The organism is Microseira wollei NIES-4236 (assembly GCF_020521235.1).
GTDB lineage: Bacteria > Cyanobacteriota > Cyanobacteriia > Cyanobacteriales > Aerosakkonemataceae > Microseira > Microseira wollei.
The window spans coordinates 1-16,239 of the sequence record NZ_BLAY01000206.1 but is presented as its reverse complement, the minus strand read 5'-3'; the positions used below and the strand labels follow the sequence as shown (position 1 = coordinate 16,239).

Annotated in this window: 16 protein-coding genes; 9 read left to right on the top strand and 7 right to left on the bottom strand. The window is 44.4% G+C overall.

Annotated elements, in window-relative coordinates:
- Positions 1 to 349 precede the first annotated feature (349 nt).
- The 6 genes from clpB to MiSe_RS41370 all read left to right on the top strand — a co-directional run bounded on the left by clpB (position 350) and on the right by MiSe_RS41370 (position 8,452).
- Positions 350 to 3,016: an ATP-dependent chaperone ClpB gene (gene clpB, locus MiSe_RS41395; RefSeq protein ID WP_226591796.1), complete on the top strand. Its 2,667-nt coding sequence runs from the start codon at positions 350 to 352 to the stop codon at positions 3,014 to 3,016.
- A gap of 212 nt (positions 3,017 to 3,228) precedes the next feature.
- Positions 3,229 to 4,197 carry a hormogonium polysaccharide biosynthesis glycosyltransferase HpsE gene (gene hpsE / locus MiSe_RS41390; protein WP_226591794.1) on the top strand — a complete coding sequence of 323 codons (969 nt, stop codon included), beginning with the start codon at positions 3,229 to 3,231 and terminating at the stop codon, positions 4,195 to 4,197.
- 13 nt (positions 4,198 to 4,210) lie between these two features.
- Positions 4,211 to 5,245, top strand: coding sequence for a hormogonium polysaccharide biosynthesis glycosyltransferase HpsE (gene hpsE, locus MiSe_RS41385; RefSeq protein ID WP_226591792.1), 1,035 nt, complete (start codon positions 4,211 to 4,213; stop codon positions 5,243 to 5,245).
- On the top strand, positions 5,242 to 6,408 hold the full coding sequence (locus MiSe_RS41380) for a glycosyltransferase family 4 protein (protein ID WP_226591790.1): 1,167 nt from the start codon (positions 5,242 to 5,244) through the stop codon (positions 6,406 to 6,408). Before hpsE (MiSe_RS41385) ends, MiSe_RS41380 begins: the two co-directional genes overlap by 4 nt.
- Before the next feature lie 96 nt (positions 6,409 to 6,504).
- The gene (locus MiSe_RS41375) at positions 6,505 to 7,254 is read left to right on the top strand and encodes an O-methyltransferase (RefSeq protein WP_226591788.1); all 750 of its coding nucleotides are present in this window, start codon (positions 6,505 to 6,507) and stop codon (positions 7,252 to 7,254) included.
- Positions 7,255 to 7,282: 28 nt separating this feature from the next.
- Positions 7,283 to 8,452, top strand: coding sequence for a glycosyltransferase family 4 protein (locus MiSe_RS41370; protein ID WP_226591786.1), 1,170 nt, complete (start codon positions 7,283 to 7,285; stop codon positions 8,450 to 8,452).
- A gap of 160 nt (positions 8,453 to 8,612) precedes the next feature.
- On the opposite strand, the gene MiSe_RS41365 is transcribed toward MiSe_RS41370, so the two are convergent.
- From MiSe_RS41365 to MiSe_RS41350, 4 genes are read right to left on the bottom strand one after another with little or no spacing between them, the layout of a single operon-like run.
- On the bottom strand, positions 8,613 to 9,599 hold the full coding sequence (locus MiSe_RS41365) for a glycosyltransferase (RefSeq protein ID WP_226591784.1): 987 nt from the start codon (positions 9,597 to 9,599) through the stop codon (positions 8,613 to 8,615).
- Positions 9,600 to 9,604: 5 nt separating this feature from the next.
- A complete protein-coding gene (locus tag MiSe_RS41360) occupies positions 9,605 to 10,588 on the bottom strand; it encodes a glycosyltransferase (protein ID WP_226591782.1) in 984 nt (327 codons plus the stop codon).
- A gap of 57 nt (positions 10,589 to 10,645) precedes the next feature.
- Positions 10,646 to 11,533 (bottom strand): class I SAM-dependent methyltransferase, encoded by an 888-nt coding sequence (locus MiSe_RS41355; protein WP_226591780.1) that lies wholly within the window; start codon positions 11,531 to 11,533, stop codon positions 10,646 to 10,648.
- A 17-nt stretch (positions 11,534 to 11,550) separates the two neighbouring features.
- A complete protein-coding gene (locus tag MiSe_RS41350) occupies positions 11,551 to 12,429 on the bottom strand; it encodes a glycosyltransferase family 2 protein (RefSeq protein WP_226591778.1) in 879 nt (292 codons plus the stop codon).
- Between the two features lie 140 nt (positions 12,430 to 12,569).
- Between MiSe_RS41350 and MiSe_RS41345 the strand changes: the two genes are divergently transcribed.
- The 3 genes from MiSe_RS41345 to rpmB all read left to right on the top strand — a co-directional run bounded on the left by MiSe_RS41345 (position 12,570) and on the right by rpmB (position 15,331).
- Positions 12,570 to 12,863, top strand: coding sequence for a hypothetical protein (locus MiSe_RS41345; protein ID WP_226591776.1), 294 nt, complete (start codon positions 12,570 to 12,572; stop codon positions 12,861 to 12,863).
- Positions 12,829 to 14,838, top strand: coding sequence for a molecular chaperone HtpG (gene htpG, locus MiSe_RS41340; protein WP_444980617.1), 2,010 nt, complete (start codon positions 12,829 to 12,831; stop codon positions 14,836 to 14,838). Before MiSe_RS41345 ends, htpG begins: the two co-directional genes overlap by 35 nt.
- A 256-nt stretch (positions 14,839 to 15,094) precedes the next feature.
- Positions 15,095 to 15,331 carry a 50S ribosomal protein L28 gene (rpmB, locus tag MiSe_RS41335; protein WP_226591772.1) on the top strand — a complete coding sequence of 79 codons (237 nt, stop codon included), beginning with the start codon at positions 15,095 to 15,097 and terminating at the stop codon, positions 15,329 to 15,331.
- On the opposite strand, the gene MiSe_RS41330 is transcribed toward rpmB, so the two are convergent.
- The 3 genes from MiSe_RS41330 to MiSe_RS41320 form a co-directional block, all read right to left on the bottom strand.
- Positions 15,317 to 15,586: a hypothetical protein gene (locus MiSe_RS41330; protein ID WP_226591770.1), complete on the bottom strand. Its 270-nt coding sequence runs from the start codon at positions 15,584 to 15,586 to the stop codon at positions 15,317 to 15,319. The two genes, rpmB and MiSe_RS41330, sit on opposite strands and share 15 nt — an antisense overlap.
- 74 nt (positions 15,587 to 15,660) lie before the next feature.
- A complete protein-coding gene (locus MiSe_RS41325) occupies positions 15,661 to 16,014 on the bottom strand; it encodes a hypothetical protein (protein ID WP_226591768.1) in 354 nt (117 codons plus the stop codon).
- A gap of 27 nt (positions 16,015 to 16,041) precedes the next feature.
- Positions 16,042 to 16,239 (bottom strand): hypothetical protein (locus MiSe_RS41320; protein WP_226591766.1); only part of this gene is annotated, 198 nt, incomplete at its 5' end.

The following is a 16,239-nucleotide window of genomic DNA, read 5'->3' as shown; positions in this document are numbered from 1 at the left end:
TGTCAATGTTTTTGGTTTATTATATCAATACTTCGTGAATTTTTGCCTAAAGAACGTTCGCGAGACTGAAGTCTCGCGCGGTTACCCCGGTATAAATACGCGGGGTTTTCGCGAACTTCTCTATAAAATAGAAGAGACGAAACGTTGTACGTGCGGCAAGCGCGGAATTTACGCCTGGGGACGGTTGATGCCGTCATCCTTGGTTGAAGCAGGAAGCTTTCCGTCAAAAGGAGGGAAATGCTCCCCCTTCCTCAGACTGACAACAAACAGCCGGGGGAGGCAATACCATAGGTAAAATCACAGCAGTTGCTGAAATACCGGATAATTATACAAAAGAGCTTTTTAACCAATGCAGCCAACGGACTCTAATAAGTTTACTGATAAAGCCTGGGACGCAATAGTAAAATCGCAAGACGTAGCGCGGCGCTACCAGCAGCAGCAGCTGGAAGTAGAGCATTTGGCGATCGCTCTCGTTGAACAAGATGGTCTGGCGCAGCGCATTCTGGGACGATTAGGGATAGATAGCGATCGCATGACGCAGCAAATCGAAGCATTCATGCGGACTCAACCCAGAGTACCCAAAAGCGACCAGTTATATTTGGGACGCAGTTTAGACGTAATGCTCGATCGCGCCGAAGCATTGCGGGAAACTTGGGGGGATGGGTATATCTCCGTCGAACATATGTTACTCGCTCTCGCCGAAGACGAACGGATGGGACGCCGCTTACTGCGCGGGTTCGATGTCGATGCTCAAAAACTAGAAGCGACAATAAAAGCGGTTCGCGGTTCGCAAAAAGTCACCAATCAAAATCCAGAGTCGCGCTACGAAGCACTGGAAAAATACGGACGGGACCTCACCGAACAAGCAAAAGCAGGTAAACTCGACCCTGTAATTGGGCGCGATGACGAGATTCGCCGCGCCATCCAAGTGCTATCCAGAAGGACGAAAAACAACCCCGTGCTGATTGGAGAACCGGGGGTAGGGAAGACTGCGATCGCAGAAGGTTTAGCCCAGCGTATCGTCAACGGCGACGTTCCGGAATCCCTCAAAAACCGCCGCCTGATCTCCCTCGATATGGGTAGCATTGTCGCCGGAGCAAAATATCGCGGCGAATTTGAAGACCGCCTCCGCGCCGTTTTGCGCGAAGTCATTCACTCAGAAGGGCAAATTGTCCTATTTATCGACGAACTCCATACCGTCGTCGGTGCGGGAACCGGATCTCAAAGCGGCATGGATGCTTCCAATTTACTCAAACCAATGCTGGCGCGCGGAGAATTGCGCTGTATCGGCGCCACAACTCTCGATGAATACCGCAAATTTATCGAAAAAGATGCGGCGCTAGAGCGGCGCTTTCAACAAGTTTTCATCGATCAACCCAACGTCGAAGATACAATCTCAATTCTGCGGGGAATTAAAGAACGCTACGAAGTCCACCACGGAGTCAAAATTACCGACTCGGCGTTAGTGGCGGCGGCGACGCTAAGCGATCGCTATATCTCCGATCGATTTTTACCAGATAAAGCGATTGACTTGGTAGACGAAGCAGCCGCTAAGTTGAAAATGGAAATCACCTCAAAACCGGAAGAGTTAGAAACCCTCGAACGCCGCTTAATGCAGCTGGAAATGGAAAAACTCTCCCTCGAAGGCGAAGGAAACCGTCTCGGCGCGGTGACGGGAACTTTCCGCAGTTCGGCGGAACGCTTGGAACGCATTCAAGCTGAAATGAAACAGTTACACGACAAACAGTTGGAACTGAACTCCCAATGGCAAGGGGAAAAACAGCTATTAGAAGCTATTAATGCCATGAAAGAAGAAGAAGACCAACTGCGCGTCTTAATCGAACAAGCGGAACGGGCTTACGACCTCAACAAGGCGGCACAATTAAAATACGGCAAATTGGAAACCTTGCAGCGCGATCGCGAAGCAAAAGAAACCGAACTCCTCAAGCTGCATTCCCAAGGTTCCTCCCTGTTGCGCGAACAAGTAACCGAAGAAGATATCGCCGAGATTGTAGGAAAATGGACGGGAATTCCCGTTAACCGCCTCCTAGAGTCAGAAAGGCAAAAATTACTCCAATTAGAATCCCAACTCCATCAGCGAGTTGTGGGACAGCATGAAGCCGTATCAGCAGTTGCGGCGGCGATACGCCGCGCTAGGGCGGGAATGAAAGACCCCGGACGCCCAATAGGCTCATTTTTGTTCATGGGACCCACAGGAGTCGGCAAAACCGAATTAGCGCGCGCTTTAGCCCACTCTTTATTCGACGCCGAAGACGCCCTCGTGCGCCTCGACATGTCGGAATATATGGAGAAGCACTCGGTTTCGCGGTTAGTCGGCGCACCTCCGGGATACGTAGGTTACGAAGAAGGCGGACAACTTTCGGAAGCGATTCGCCGCCGTCCTTATTCAGTAGTATTGCTCGATGAAGTGGAAAAGGCGCATCCGGATGTGTTTAATATTTTGTTACAAGTGCTGGATGACGGACGGATTACCGATTCCCAGGGAAGAACCGTAGATTTTCGCAATACAGTTATCGTGATGACGAGTAATATAGGAAGCGATCGCATCCTAGAATTCGCCGGAGACGATAATCGTTACGAAATCATGCGGAAACAAGTGATGGACGCCCTCAGAAAGCAATTCCGTCCCGAATTCCTCAACCGCGTTGACGATACTATCATCTTCCACGCCTTGGGGCGCGGCGAATTGCGGCAAATTGTGGCAATTCAACTGCAACGCCTGCGGAAATTACTCGCAGACCAAAAAATCGGTGTGGAAATCTCCCAGGCGGCTGCCGACCATATCGTCGAAGCAGGGTACGATCCAGTGTACGGCGCGCGTCCGCTCAAGCGGGCAATACAGCGGGAGTTGGAGAATGCGATCGCGACTAAAATTCTAGAAAATGCCTTCGTTCCCGGCGATACCATTTTCATCGATTACGCTGATAAGGCCTTAATGTTTAATAAAAAACCGAACTTGGGCTTATCAGCGGCAATTCAAGCTGTAGAACGGTAAAATTACAGCGGATGTGCAAGAGGCGGGTTGTGAAAAATTTGTGAAAAAATCATTGATGCAAAACCCGCCTCTCTTGTGGCGTGCATATTGAAAAATCCACCTTATAGCATTGATTAAATTAATTGAATCGCTGTAAGGTTTATCAGTAAATGTGGGCATACTCTTAAAAGAGCGATCCCGGAGAAATTGGGATGTCGTTGCCAGGAAATTTTATGAAACCCCAACCAACCCACATAGACTTTACCGTAGCTATTCCTACCTACAACGGGGAAAGGCGTTTACCAGAAGTGTTGGATAAACTGCTCAAGCAAATTAATGCAAAACACATCGCTTGGGAAGTTATTGTGATTGACAATAACAGCACCGACCAAACAAAAAAAGTAGTTGAAGAATATCAAAAAAACTGGCCTTCAAGTCATGATCTGAGATATTGCTTTGAGCCTCAAAAAGGACTCTGCTTCGCTAGACAACGCGCCGTAGAAGAAGCCAAAGGCAAATTTGTCGGATTTCTCGACGACGACAATTTAGCAGCACCTGACTGGGTAGGACAAGCTTACGCCTTTGGCATGGAACGCGAGCGCGTCGGTGCTTACGCGAGTAAAATTCAAGGTGAATTTGAAGTAACTCCCCCAAAAAACTTTGAAAGAATTGCGCCATTATTGGCACTCACAGATAGAGGCAATCAACCTTGCATATACGCACCTAATAAAAAAATACTACCACCCGGAGCCGGATTAGTTGTACGCAAGCAAGCCTGGATGGAAAACGTTCCCAAAAACCTGCTTCTTGGCCCAAAAGGCAATGATAAAACAATCCAAAGAGGAGAAGATTTAGAAGCAGTTTTATATATTCAAAAAGCTGGATGGGAACTTTGGTATAATCCCAAAATGTACGTCGCTCATCGCATTCCCCGCGAGCGCCTAGAAAAAGATTATCTGCTGAAATTATGCCGCAGCACGGGGCTGGCGCGCTATCACACGCGAATGCTTAGCGTCAAACCTTTTCAGCGACCCTTGGCTTTGCTGTTTTATTTGCTCAACGATGTGCGAAAAATAATTTTTCACCTGTTGAAGTATAATGCAGCAATTCGCGACGATTTAGTAGTAGCTTGCGAAATGCAGCTTTATCTTGGCTGTCTCGTCAGTCCTTTTTACATCTGGAACAAATACGGGCAAAAATAGTTAGGAAGGCAGCTTGCCGTTGTCAAAAGCTTGTGTTAGCCTGAAGCCTATAGAATCGATGGCAAGTCAGGTGCATTTTACCGTAACGATTTGTACTTATAACGGTGCTGAGCGCATCCCAGAAGTATTAGACCAACTGCAAAAGCAAGTTGGTACAGAAGGGATTGAGTGGGAAGTAGTGGTTGTGGACAATAATAGCAGCGATCGCACCGCAGAAGTAGTCGCTGGCTACGCACAAAACTGGCGCAAAGATAGTCAGTTAAGATACATATTTGAACCCAAACAAGGCGTTTTCTACGCTCGCATTAAAGCCGTCGAGTCAGCACAAAGTAACGACATAATAGGTTTTTTAGATGACGATAATCTACCCGCAGAAAACTGGGTAGCAGAAGCTTTTCGCTTTGGTAAAGAAAACCATCAAGTAGGCGCATATGGAGGCATTATTCATGCCAAACTCGACGAAAACCCACCCCCTTACTTCGAGCAAGTAAAAGGATATTTAACAATTTTCAATCGGGGAAAAACAGCATTTTGTTACAAACGTTCCGATAAACCTCGTCGAGTTCCTCCAGGACCCGGAGTAGTTATCAGAAAACAAACGTGGGAAGAAACTATCCCGCCGCCAGAAAAACTCTTAATAGCTGGGAGAGATGAAAAAACAATGGCTGCTGGTGAAGATGCAGAAATGATGTTTTACATTCAAAACAGCAAGTGGGAAGTGTGGCACAATCCCAAAATGGAAATATGGCATCACATTCCCCCCCATCGCTTAGAAAAAGATTATCTGCTTAAACTTGCTCGTGGCTATGGTTTTTCCATTCATCTAACCCGCGTAGCTCGATATTATCCTTGGCAGCGACCTTTCATACTATTATTAACACCATTTTATACGTTGCGGGATAGCTTAAAAGCTTTGAATTATTACCTACGACACAAAGACGCTATCTCAAAAGATGTTGGCAAAGCTTGTGAATTAGAGTGCATGATAGGTCAGGTTTACAGTCCTTATATCAAATTATATGAATTGAGAGAGAAGCTAAAAAAATGAACATAGCTTACATTACCGAATTCGATATTAATAGCAATCAAAATAATTGGCAGAGGCATCAAATAGGTCATTGGGGAAGATGTTATTACATGGCTAAATCCCTAGAAGATGAACTGACAACGCTTCACTATTTGGGGCCTTTAACTAAAAAAGATGCCCTGTTACCTAAAATTAAATCGCGTTTATACAATAAAGTTTTAAAGCAAAATTACCACGCTTGGGCAGAACCGATTTTTAATAAAGATTATGCGCGTCAAATAGAAACAAAACTATCAAATATTAATGCAGATGTAGTGGTTTCTCCTGATCTAAATTTTCTCGCTTATCTGGAATGGGAAAGCTCTCTCATATTATGGGTAGATACTCTCTATACAGGCTTGATAAATTATTACGTCGATTACATGAATCTCTGCCAAGAAACTATCCAACATTTGAGGGAAATGGATAGGCTAACTTTGAATAAATGTACTAAAGTTATATTTTCATCAGACTGGATGGCTAAAAAAGCCATTGAAACCTATCAAGTTGAACCAGGCAAAATTAATATAGTTCCTTTTGGAGCAAATATAGAATGTAACAGAACGATCGAGGATATAAATAATATAGTCAAAACCCGACCAAAAACTAGATGTAAATTACTATTTATTGGCGTTGATTGGGTAAGAAAAGGCGGCAAAATTGCCCTTGAAGTCGCAAAAGAATTAAACAAAGCAGGATTGAATGCAGAGTTAACAATAGTTGGTTGTCAACCGATTGCTAACGAACCAATACCCAAGTTTGTCAAATATTTAGGATTTATCGATAAATCTAAAAAAGAAGGAATTGAAAAACTCAATTATTTGTTAGCAGAATCCCATTTTCTTATCTTACCTTCACAAGCAGAATGCTACGGACATGTTTTTTGCGAAGCCAATTCTTTTGGACTCCCTTGTTTAGCAACAGATGTCGGGGGAATACCCAGTATTATTAAAGATAATTTGAATGGCAAAACTTTTCCATTAACTGCCAGTATTGCCGATTACTGCACTTACATTTTTAATTTAATGAACAACTATCGAGACTATGAAAAACTCGCTATTTCATCATTTAACGAGTACCAAACCCGCTTAAACTGGACTGTAGCTGGTCAAACAGTTAAAAATATTTTGAGAACGGCGATATAATAAAAAAATCAAGCTAGAATGTCTAATTGAATTGGATATATAAATCTAATTAAATTAAAATTAAAAGTTTCCTAATGCAGTGGAGGAAAATAGCAAATGAATTGTGTTTTAGAAGAAATTTTCAGAACTGGTCAAGTCAAGAATGCTGATGGCGAACTACTGAAATTACATTCACATGTGTCTCCTGAACAAGGAGAGTTCTTGCAAGAAATCATGTCTGAATTAAAGCCAAAGGTGACCCTTGAGGTTGGTCTTGCCTATGGAATTTCAGCCCTTTTCATATGTGATGCACTAGAAAAGACAGTTAACTCTCGTCATATCACGATCGATCCTTACCAATTAACTTACTGGAAAGGGATTGGCCTTCATAACTTAAAACAAGCAGGTTATGAACAAATAATTGAATTTCATAACCAGCCATCCCATCTTGTCCTGCCTCAGTTAGAAATGCAGGCAAACAAGATCGATTTTGCTTTTATAGATGGTCAACACACATTTGACCACACTTTGATTGATTTTTTCTTAATAGATAGATTGTTGCGGGTTGGGGGTGTAGTTGCGATAGATGATACAACTCTCCCAAGTGTCCGAAAAGTATCTCGATTCATCATTATAAATCGTTCGTATAGCGTGTTTCGATGCTTCAACGATACTGACTCTAAGCTTTCCTTAAACCGCCAAATTCTTTGGCATGCGGCGCAGATTTCCAAACCAATTCAGCGGATTTTAAAGCCAGAATACACCATGCCAGATATCAAACTAGAACTGATGCCCCGCAGCAGGTGTATTGCCTTCAAAAAAGAAGCTGAGGATACGCGAAAGTGGAACTTTCATCGCGAGTTTTAAGTTGTGGTATACCTAAAGGAAAAATATTGTGAAACTGAGTTACGTTACAACTTACGATGTTTTAAACAGTTCAAATTGGCCTAAATATCAAGTAGGACTTTGCGGTGCAGGTTATTACCTAGCGCAAGCTTTAGAAAAACAATCTGTCACCATTGACTATCTTAGCTCTTTCAAGAAAAAAGTTTCTCCCGTGACTAAAGCTAAGTGGAGTTTTTATCGGTATTTGCTCAAAAAAGACTACTATCGCTGGTCTGAACCATTAGTACTGAGAGATTACGCCGATCAAATTTCCCAAAAATTGCCTAATTTTAATTCAGACATAGTGCTTTGTCCAGAAAATGCAGTCCCAATTGCCTATCTCGAATGCAAGCAACCAATTGTTTTGTGGACAGACTCCGCCTTGATAGGATTAATTGACGTATATCCATATTTGAGCAATCTGTGTAATGAAACAAAGCGAAATATATATGCTCTAGAAAAAGCCGCCTTAAATCGATGCCAATTAATCATATATTGGTCGGATTGGGCGGCTCAAACAGCTATTAAAAATTACGGAATCGCCCCCTCAAAAGTCAAAGTTGTTCCCGCTGGATCCAATATAGAATGCAACCGAAACATCGATGATATTCGCAATATTGTTGATGCGAGAACCTCAAGCCCTTGTAAGTTATTATTTTTAGGTTTTGATTGGATTAGGAAGGGAGGAAATGTAGCACTTGAGGTGGCAAAAGAGTTAAATAAAATGGGGTTCAATACTGAATTGACCGTAGTTGGTTCCCCACCTCCTACCACTGATGAACCCTTACCAAGCTTTGTTAAATTCTTGGGATTTATCAGTAAATCCACCCCAGAAGGCGAACAAAAAATTAATCAGTTATTAGCCGAATCGCATTTTTTAATCTTACCTTCCCAAGCCGAGTGCTACGGAATTGTATTTTGCGAAGCCAATTCCTTTGGAGTTCCTTGCTTAGCCACAAATGTTGGCGGTATTCCAACTATTATTAAAGATAATGTCAACGGAAAAACTTTTTCATTAGAGGCAAACGTTTCAGAATATTGTAACTATATTGCTTCCCTGATGACTAACTACAACGAATACAAGCAACTAGCACTATCATCATTTAACGAGTATCAGTCTCGCTTAAACTGGGATGTTGCTGGTAAAACCGTTAAAAACTTATTGCTGGAATTGCTTTAGCCCCCAGCCTCCAGGCTAAAGCCTGGGGCTGCACAAACAAAGCAAGGCGTAGCGGGCTCAAATCCTTACAGCCCGCGCAGGCGGGCTTTGTTTGTATAGCCGCACCCTTAAGGGTGTCGGATTTTGGCGAAGGTATTGTTCAAGAAACCGGGATTCTGAATCAAACCAAATTGACTTGCAGAAGAGTCAACAAAGTATTCGCGCTCGATAGTTGCTTAAATTTATTTAGCAATAATTGAGCCTGTGGCGACGGAAAAAGAACTACAATCGCAATTCTAAATAATACTTTCCATATAATTCGCCTCTGGAGCAAAACCGGATCGTATTGAATCGCCAGCCAAAGAAATCGTAGCGCTAATAAACCTTTGTGTCGGACTGGAGCGCCTTCTAAAGCTTTGTAAGTCAGGTATTTGTAGCGATTAGCTAAACTTACCTGTTTTAAGTGTTGAATTGATGCGGGAGCGTTGGCGTAAGCGCGTTCAAGTACTTGCAAGCTACCTTGTTCCATTTTAACGACATTAGAAGAAACTGAATTTGCCGCTATGCGGTATAAAATTTGCACCTTTGGTACAGTCGTGTAATGATAGCGAGCAGCCAATCGCAGCCACATATCCCAATCTTCTGCGTGGGTGAGCGATTCGTCAAAACCACCGACTTCGATAAAAGCTTGCTTGCGAATTAAAGCATTAGAACCACTTTCCACAAAATCATTTAACAACATTCTTGCTAAAGCATCGCCTTCCCAAGAAACGTAGCCACCTCTACCGATAATTTTACCCGATTCATCAATCCAATCAGTCCAACTAATAGCAACCCCAGCTTGGGGATTATTTAGCAATGCTTTGTATTGAGCTTCTAACTTATCAGGTGTCCAGAGGTCATCATCATCGAGAAAGGTAATAAACTCGCCAGCAGCAAGTTTAAATCCTCGATTGCGGCTAGCGTTTACCCCAGCATTTGGGTAAGAAAACACTTTGATTCGCGCATCTTGGATTTTAGAAACAATGTCCAAAGTACCGTCTTGCGAGCCATCGTTAATAATAATTAATTCAAAATCTGTGAAAGTTTGATTTAAGACGGATTCTATAGTTTGTTTAATGGTTTTTTCACCGTTGTAAACGGGAATCACTACAGAAATCAGTGGCATAGTGGTTATGGGTGGGTTTGAATAGATGTAAACAAAGTATTTAAGTTGCCGAATCGCTGCATTTTAGATAATACATTTTTAGCCATTTGAGGTGGTAACGAAACCACTAAAGCAATATTAAACAATACTTTCCAGAAGATGCGACGGCGCAGTAAAACTGGGTCGTTTCTAACTGCATACCAAAGAAACCAGGCTGCGGCTAAACCTTTTTTGGGATTTGGAACACCTTCGAGAGCTTTAAAAATTAGGTATTTGTGAGAGTTTGCCAGGCTAATCCGCTTGAAATGTTGTATTGATTCAGGTGCTTGAGCGTAAGCGCGTTCAATTACCCGCAAGCTCGATTTTTGCATACCCAAAACATTAGAAGACATCGAGGTAGAAGAAACTCTATATAAAATTTGGATTGATGATACGGCGACAAAATGATACCGAGCAGCTAACCGCAACCACATATCCCAATCGTGAGCATTGCTGAGGGAATCGTCAAAATTGCCAACTTCTCTCAAAGCAGCAGCGCGAATTAAAGGATTAGAACCATTTTCCAAAAAGTTAGATAACAACAGTTCTGTTAAAACATCACCTTCGTAACTCAGGTAAGCACCTTCCCGTAAAAATTTGCCTGATTCATCAATCATGTTAGTCCAACTGTAAGCCACCGCCGCTTGAGGATTATTTTGTAAGGCTTTAAATTGAGCTTCTAGTTTATCAGGTGTCCACAGATCGTCTGCATCGATAAAGGAAATATATTCACCTGCTGCGCGGCTAATTCCTCGGTTGCGACTCGCTGGTTGTCCGGCGTTGGGGTAGGAAAAAACTTTTATACGAGCGTCTTGAAAACTGGAGACAATTTCTAAGGTTGAGTCTTTTGATCCATCATTTATTACTATTAATTCAAAGTCTGAAAAAGTTTGTTTGAGGATAGACTCAATAGTCTCTCTGATTGTTTTTTCGCCGTTGTAAACTGGCAAAATTACTGAAATTTGCGGCATATATCAATATGTTGGTAGATGCGTTCTCTTACTTTTCTCTTGCCCCTATTTTGGCACTTACCGGCGAAACATTTGCTTCATTTCTCGCCCAATAGCCCCAAGATACTTGCCTCTTATAACTCCATCTCTAAGCAGCCTATTCAACCTTAGTGGTGAGACTTTTTCTAACTTAACAAATTCCATCGGTTTAAACCAATACGTTCGATCGTACCAAGACAATACCAGCCCCTGCTTGAAGAACATAAAAGCTGTAGTACCATCATATTTAGCATTCGTTGCTAAGTGAGTTGGATGAATGTTATCAACCCTACCAAATGCTTCTGTAATCAGTGCAATTCCTCCCATCTTTAACCTAGAATAAATATCTCTAATTGCCGCCACCGGATCGGTAAGATGCTCCAGAACTTCAAATGAAATCACCCCATCGTATTGACCCATTGGACATAAATTATAATCAATTATAGCTTCAATAGACTTATCTAATAATTCATAAAATTCAAACCGTTTCATGGCAAAATCAAACGTGCGGCTACCGGGGAGATCATAGTAATCTACTTTAAAGCCATTTTTAGCCAAATATAAAGAGTCATTCCCCGTTCCGTCACCATGCATTAATATCTTTAATTCTTCGTGCTTCAAATTATGGTTTTTTGCATATAATTTCAGCCGCTTTAGTGCAGATTCTGTCCAACCCTGGCGATTCGGCTTCGCCCAATATACTAAATTTTCAAATAACATGCCATAGCTTTCGCGATAAAGCTGTTCCATCTTGTCATTGTAATAATGAGGAGTGACTTGAAACCTATTGAGGTCTTGCTGGATATTCCAGCCTTTATCTATAGCTTCCATCCACACTCTATGCTCTACTTCTTCTCTGGGTAGTTCGGTGAATTTGACAATTTCATTCACCAGTTCTGCAAATGTCAAAGGAATAGTTATTTCCATCGCTTTCTTTCCTTTACTTAGTTCAACTGTTTCGACACCCGCTTAATTGTCCGCATTGGCGCAAATAAAAACGAGCGTACTATCATTTGCGAGCAAAACAGAATATCCGGCTTTTGTTTCCAAACCAATTTGGCTAACTTGAGACTCCAACGACTTTTTGCTTCTGCCTTCAAGTGTTTGTAAGGTTGGCTGCGTTCATCGGCAAAAAAGATATCAAGCACCATTAAAACTTCTTTAGACCAGCGCCAGTAATTTCCCACTAAATTACCATCATGCATGACTTTAATCATCAAGGTTTGAGGCACGTGAACGATTTTGCCCAAATAAAGCATCCGCAATTGTAACTCTCGGTCGTAACTAATTTTTAGCTTTTCGTTCACCCCACCTGCTTTGATTAAAGCTGCGCGACGAACGACCACCAATGACATGCTGTGGATGACGTTATCCATCAACAGCAGGTGCGTCATATTGGGATACATTTTCATCGGCTTTAGATTCAGATCTACCTGAGAACCATCCCGTTTAATTTCTGTGTAATTGCAATAAGCGGTAACCGCATCGGGATTGGCTTTTAAAGCTTTAACTTGTTCTTCTAAATAATTCGGTTTCCATTGATCGTCCGAGTCTAAAAAAGCAACAAATTCACCCCGCGTCAGGCGGATACCTTCGTTAATCACAACCGTGGCGCCGCGATTGACTTCCCAACGTGCTAGGCGAATACTGGGATAAGTCGCCGCAATCCACTCATAGGTTCCATCCGTTGAACCATCATCAACGATAATTAACTCATAATCTCGATAGGTTTGATTCAAGACGCTCTCGATCGCCTTGCCTATAAAGTGCTTGCGATTGTAAGTTGGAATCAGTACCGATACTTCAGGAGTGACGGCGGTCATAATCAGGCTTTGAGCAGTTTAGTTTATATATTAACCCCCAGCAGTAGGGACGACACCAGTATAAGTTCTGCTAGCTGATGCCAGCATAAAGGAGCGGGACTACGCAAAGAAACCCGGTTTCTAGTATCGTCGAGGATAAAGTGAGCGTTCTTAGTCTTGACACTTTAGGCTTTGACCCCTGCTTGCTGTTCTTGAAAGTAGGGAAATCCGAATTCACAACGGGTGCGATCGCCGCCTTAAAATTAATATGCGATCGCCCATACAATGGTGACTCGAAGCTCCCTCGTACCTGTGGGGCGGACAAGCTACAGGCGCGGGAATTGCTTCCCACCAACGCGCGCTTCTTTTCGCCAAAAGGGCGGCGTAGTTCTTCAAATCCCTACAACTTAACCTATGACCATGCTCGAACAAGGCACTATCACTATCCATACTGAAAATATTTTCCCGATTATCAAAAAGTCGCTCTACTCCGACCACGAAATATTCTTGCGGGAACTAATTTCCAACGCCGTGGATGCTATCGGGAAACTCAAAATGGTGTCCCACGCCGGGGAAGTTACCGGCGAAATCGGCGAACCGGAAATCGCCATCGCGATTGACAAAGACAAAAAGACTCTCTCCATCACCGATAACGGCATCGGTATGACCGCCGACGAGGTGAAAAAATATATTAACCAAGTCGCCTTCTCCAGTGCCGAAGAATTTATCCACAAATACCAAAGCAGCGGCGAACAACTCATCGGTCACTTTGGTCTGGGGTTCTACTCCTCTTTTATGGTCGCCCAGAAAGTTGAAATCGATACCCTATCTTACAAAGAAGGCGCAAACGCAGTTCACTGGACTTGCGACGGTTCCCCAACCTTCCAGCTAGAAGACTCGCCCCGCACCCAACGCGGCACTACCATCACCCTCACCCTGATGGAAGACGAGGTGGAATACCTGGAAGCAGCAAGGATTCGGCAATTGGTGAAAACCTACTGCGATTTTATGCCAGTGCCGATTAAACTCGACGGCGAGACAATCAATCGGCAAACCGCACCCTGGCGTCAATCCCCCAGGGATTTAACCAAAGAAGATTACCTGGAATTTTACCGCTATCTCCATCCTTTCCAAGAAGAACCCCTGCTTTGGGTGCATTTAAATACAGATTATCCATTTTTGCTCAACGGCATTCTTTATTTCCCCAAGCTCAAACCCGATGTCGATGTCAACCAAGGGAATATCAAGCTATTCTGCAATCAAGTTTATGTCAGCGATCGCTGCGAAGAAATCGTCCCCAACTTCCTGCTACCCATGCGCGGGGTAATCGATAGTCCCGACATTCCCCTCAACGTCAGTCGCAGCGCCTTACAAGTAGACCGCACCGTCCGTAAAATAGCCGACTTCATCGCCAAAAAAGTCGGCGATCGCTTAAAAGAACTTTACAACAGCGATCGCGCCGAATACATCCGCTGCTGGCAAGACATCGGCACCTTCGTCAAATTCGGCTCCCTCAACGACGAAAAATTCAAAAAACAAGTCGAAGACATCATCATCTATCGCACCACGTACCAGGCAGGTGAGCAGGTGAGCAGGGGAGCAGGGGAGCAGGGGAGTGCTTCTCCAACTGTACAAGTGCAATCTCAAGAAGGCGATGTTTGGCAAGACGTCACCCCCTCTACTCCCTCCCCCTCTCCCTCTCCTTCTCTCCCTTACACCACGCTTAAAGAATACCTAGAGCGCAATAAAGACAAACACGAAAACCGCGTCTATTACTGCACCGACGAAGTCGCTCAAGCAACTTACGTCCAACTCCACAAAAAGCAAGGACTCGAAGTCCTTTTCCTAGACGGTTTCATCGACACCCACTTTATTTCCTTCCTGGAGCGGGAATATAAAGATGTCAAATTCTCCCGCGTTGATGCCGAACTAGACAAAACCCTGCTAGACGGGGATAAATCCGGAGAAATAGTAGACCCCAAAACCAACAAAACCCGCAGCCAACTAATCGAAGAGCTATTCAAAAATGCTCTCAACAAACCCAAAGTCACCATCCGCACCGAAGCGCTCAAATCGGACAACCCCCAAGATACGCCACCAGCAATGGTATTGCTGCCGGAATTTTTGCGACGCCTGCGGGATATGAACGCCCTATTGCAGCAGCAAGCAGTGCAATTCCCCGAAGAACATATATTAGTCGTAAATACCGCCCACCCCTTAATTCAAAATCTCGCCAACCTCAGCGCCGGTAGCATCATTCAAGCTGAAGGGCAATCTCCTACCGCCGAACTTGCCAACCTCATTTGTCATCACGTCTATGACCTAGCGCTAATGGCGCAAAAAGGATTCGACGCCGAAGGAATGAAATCCTTCGTCGAACGCTCAAATCAAGTGCTGACTCGCTTAACCGAACGAGCGATGGGCGCATAGGCAGGTGAGCAGGGGGGTAGAGGAGATGAGGGAGATGAGGAGGCGGGGAGGCTCCTGACGCGGGGAGGCTCCTGACGCTCCCGACGCGGGGAAGTGAGGACGCTCCCGACGCGGGAAAATCTTCAATCAACCTCGACCCGTCGCCGCGTCTCTCCGTCGCCGCGTCTTCTTCCCCATCTCCCCTGTACACCTGCTCAACCTCTCCCTCGCTACAATAGAAGATTGCAGCCAAAAAACCTCAAATCTGGAGAACCCTATGTCCCGTGTATGTCAGCTGACCGGCAAAAAGGCGAACAACGCCTACGCCGTTTCCCACTCTCACATCAGAACCAAAAAACTACAGGAAGTTAACCTGCAAACCAAGCGCATTTGGTGGCCTGAAGGCAAACGCTTTGTGAAACTGCGCCTTTCCACCAAGGCACTCAAAACCTTGGACAAAAAAGGCTTAGCAGCAATGGCTAAAGAAGCCGGGATTGACTTAAATAAGTTCTAAGCAACAGCTTCCTTCTGTCCCATTATCCGAATCATTTATTTCCGCCCTGGGGTAGGGGCACGGCAACCGCAATCTCTTGGTTGATGCCAAATATTGCCGCCGCCGTCCTGGGGTAGGGGCACGGCAACCGTAATCTTTTGGTTGATGCCCAAGATTGCCGCCGCCGTCCTGGGGTAGGGGCACGGCAACCGTAATCTGTTGGTTGATGCCCCAGATTGCCGCCGCCGTGCCCCTACATTTCGTCTGCCATATCACCTGGTGCAGAATTTGTCAACCGCATTTTTGGTTTCCGCCCTGGGGTAGGGGCACGGCAGCAACAATCAAAGTTGTCAACTCAAAATTTTCTCCTGCCGTGCCCCTACGATCAAATGTTGCAAGGGTAGGGACACGGCAGCAACAGGCTTTGTTGCATCGGTCAAACTTTTTGAATGCCGTGTCCCTACAATCAAAAATGCCCTTACCCAGATCCCCTCATGAAAGGGTAGGGGCACGGCATCCGAAATATAATTTCCCAGTGAAAATTTTATGATTGCCGTGCCCGACCGCCAACGAGATGGTGACAACAGGTGCATTCGTAGGGGCACGGCAACCGTAATATAATTTCCCAGTGAAAATTTTATGATTGCCGTGCCCCGACCGCCAACGAGATGGTGACAACAGGTGCATTCGTAGGGGCAGGGCATCCGAAATATAATTTCCCAGTGAAAATTTTATGATTGCCGTGCCCCGACCGCCAACGAGATGGTGACAACAGGTGCATTCGTAGGGGCAGGGCAACCGTAATATAATTTCCCAGTGAAAATTTTATGATTGCCGTGCCCCGACCGCCAACGAGATGGTGACAACAGGTGCATTCGTAGGGGCAGGGCAACCGTAATATAATTTCCCAGTGAAAATTTTATGATTGC

Bases quoted from the DNA above. Each gene is read 5' to 3' on its own strand.
- MiSe_RS41325 (WP_226591768.1), bottom strand. From the start codon at position 16,014: ATGCCCTGCCCCTACGAATGCACCTGTTGTCACCATCTCGTTGGCGGT.
- clpB (WP_226591796.1), top strand. From the start codon at position 350: ATGCAGCCAACGGACTCTAATAAGTTTACTGATAAAGCCTGGGACGCA.
- htpG (WP_444980617.1), top strand. From the start codon at position 12,829: ATGCTCGAACAAGGCACTATCACTATCCATACTGAAAATATTTTCCCG.
- MiSe_RS41350 (WP_226591778.1), bottom strand. From the start codon at position 12,429: ATGACCGCCGTCACTCCTGAAGTATCGGTACTGATTCCAACTTACAAT.
- MiSe_RS41365 (WP_226591784.1), bottom strand. From the start codon at position 9,599: ATGCCACTGATTTCTGTAGTGATTCCCGTTTACAACGGTGAAAAAACC.
- MiSe_RS41360 (WP_226591782.1), bottom strand. From the start codon at position 10,588: ATGCCGCAAATTTCAGTAATTTTGCCAGTTTACAACGGCGAAAAAACA.
- MiSe_RS41375 (WP_226591788.1), top strand. From the start codon at position 6,505: ATGAATTGTGTTTTAGAAGAAATTTTCAGAACTGGTCAAGTCAAGAAT.
- rpmB (WP_226591772.1), top strand. From the start codon at position 15,095: ATGTCCCGTGTATGTCAGCTGACCGGCAAAAAGGCGAACAACGCCTAC.
- MiSe_RS41355 (WP_226591780.1), bottom strand. From the start codon at position 11,533: ATGGAAATAACTATTCCTTTGACATTTGCAGAACTGGTGAATGAAATT.
- hpsE (WP_226591794.1), top strand. From the start codon at position 3,229: ATGAAACCCCAACCAACCCACATAGACTTTACCGTAGCTATTCCTACC.
- MiSe_RS41380 (WP_226591790.1), top strand. From the start codon at position 5,242: ATGAACATAGCTTACATTACCGAATTCGATATTAATAGCAATCAAAAT.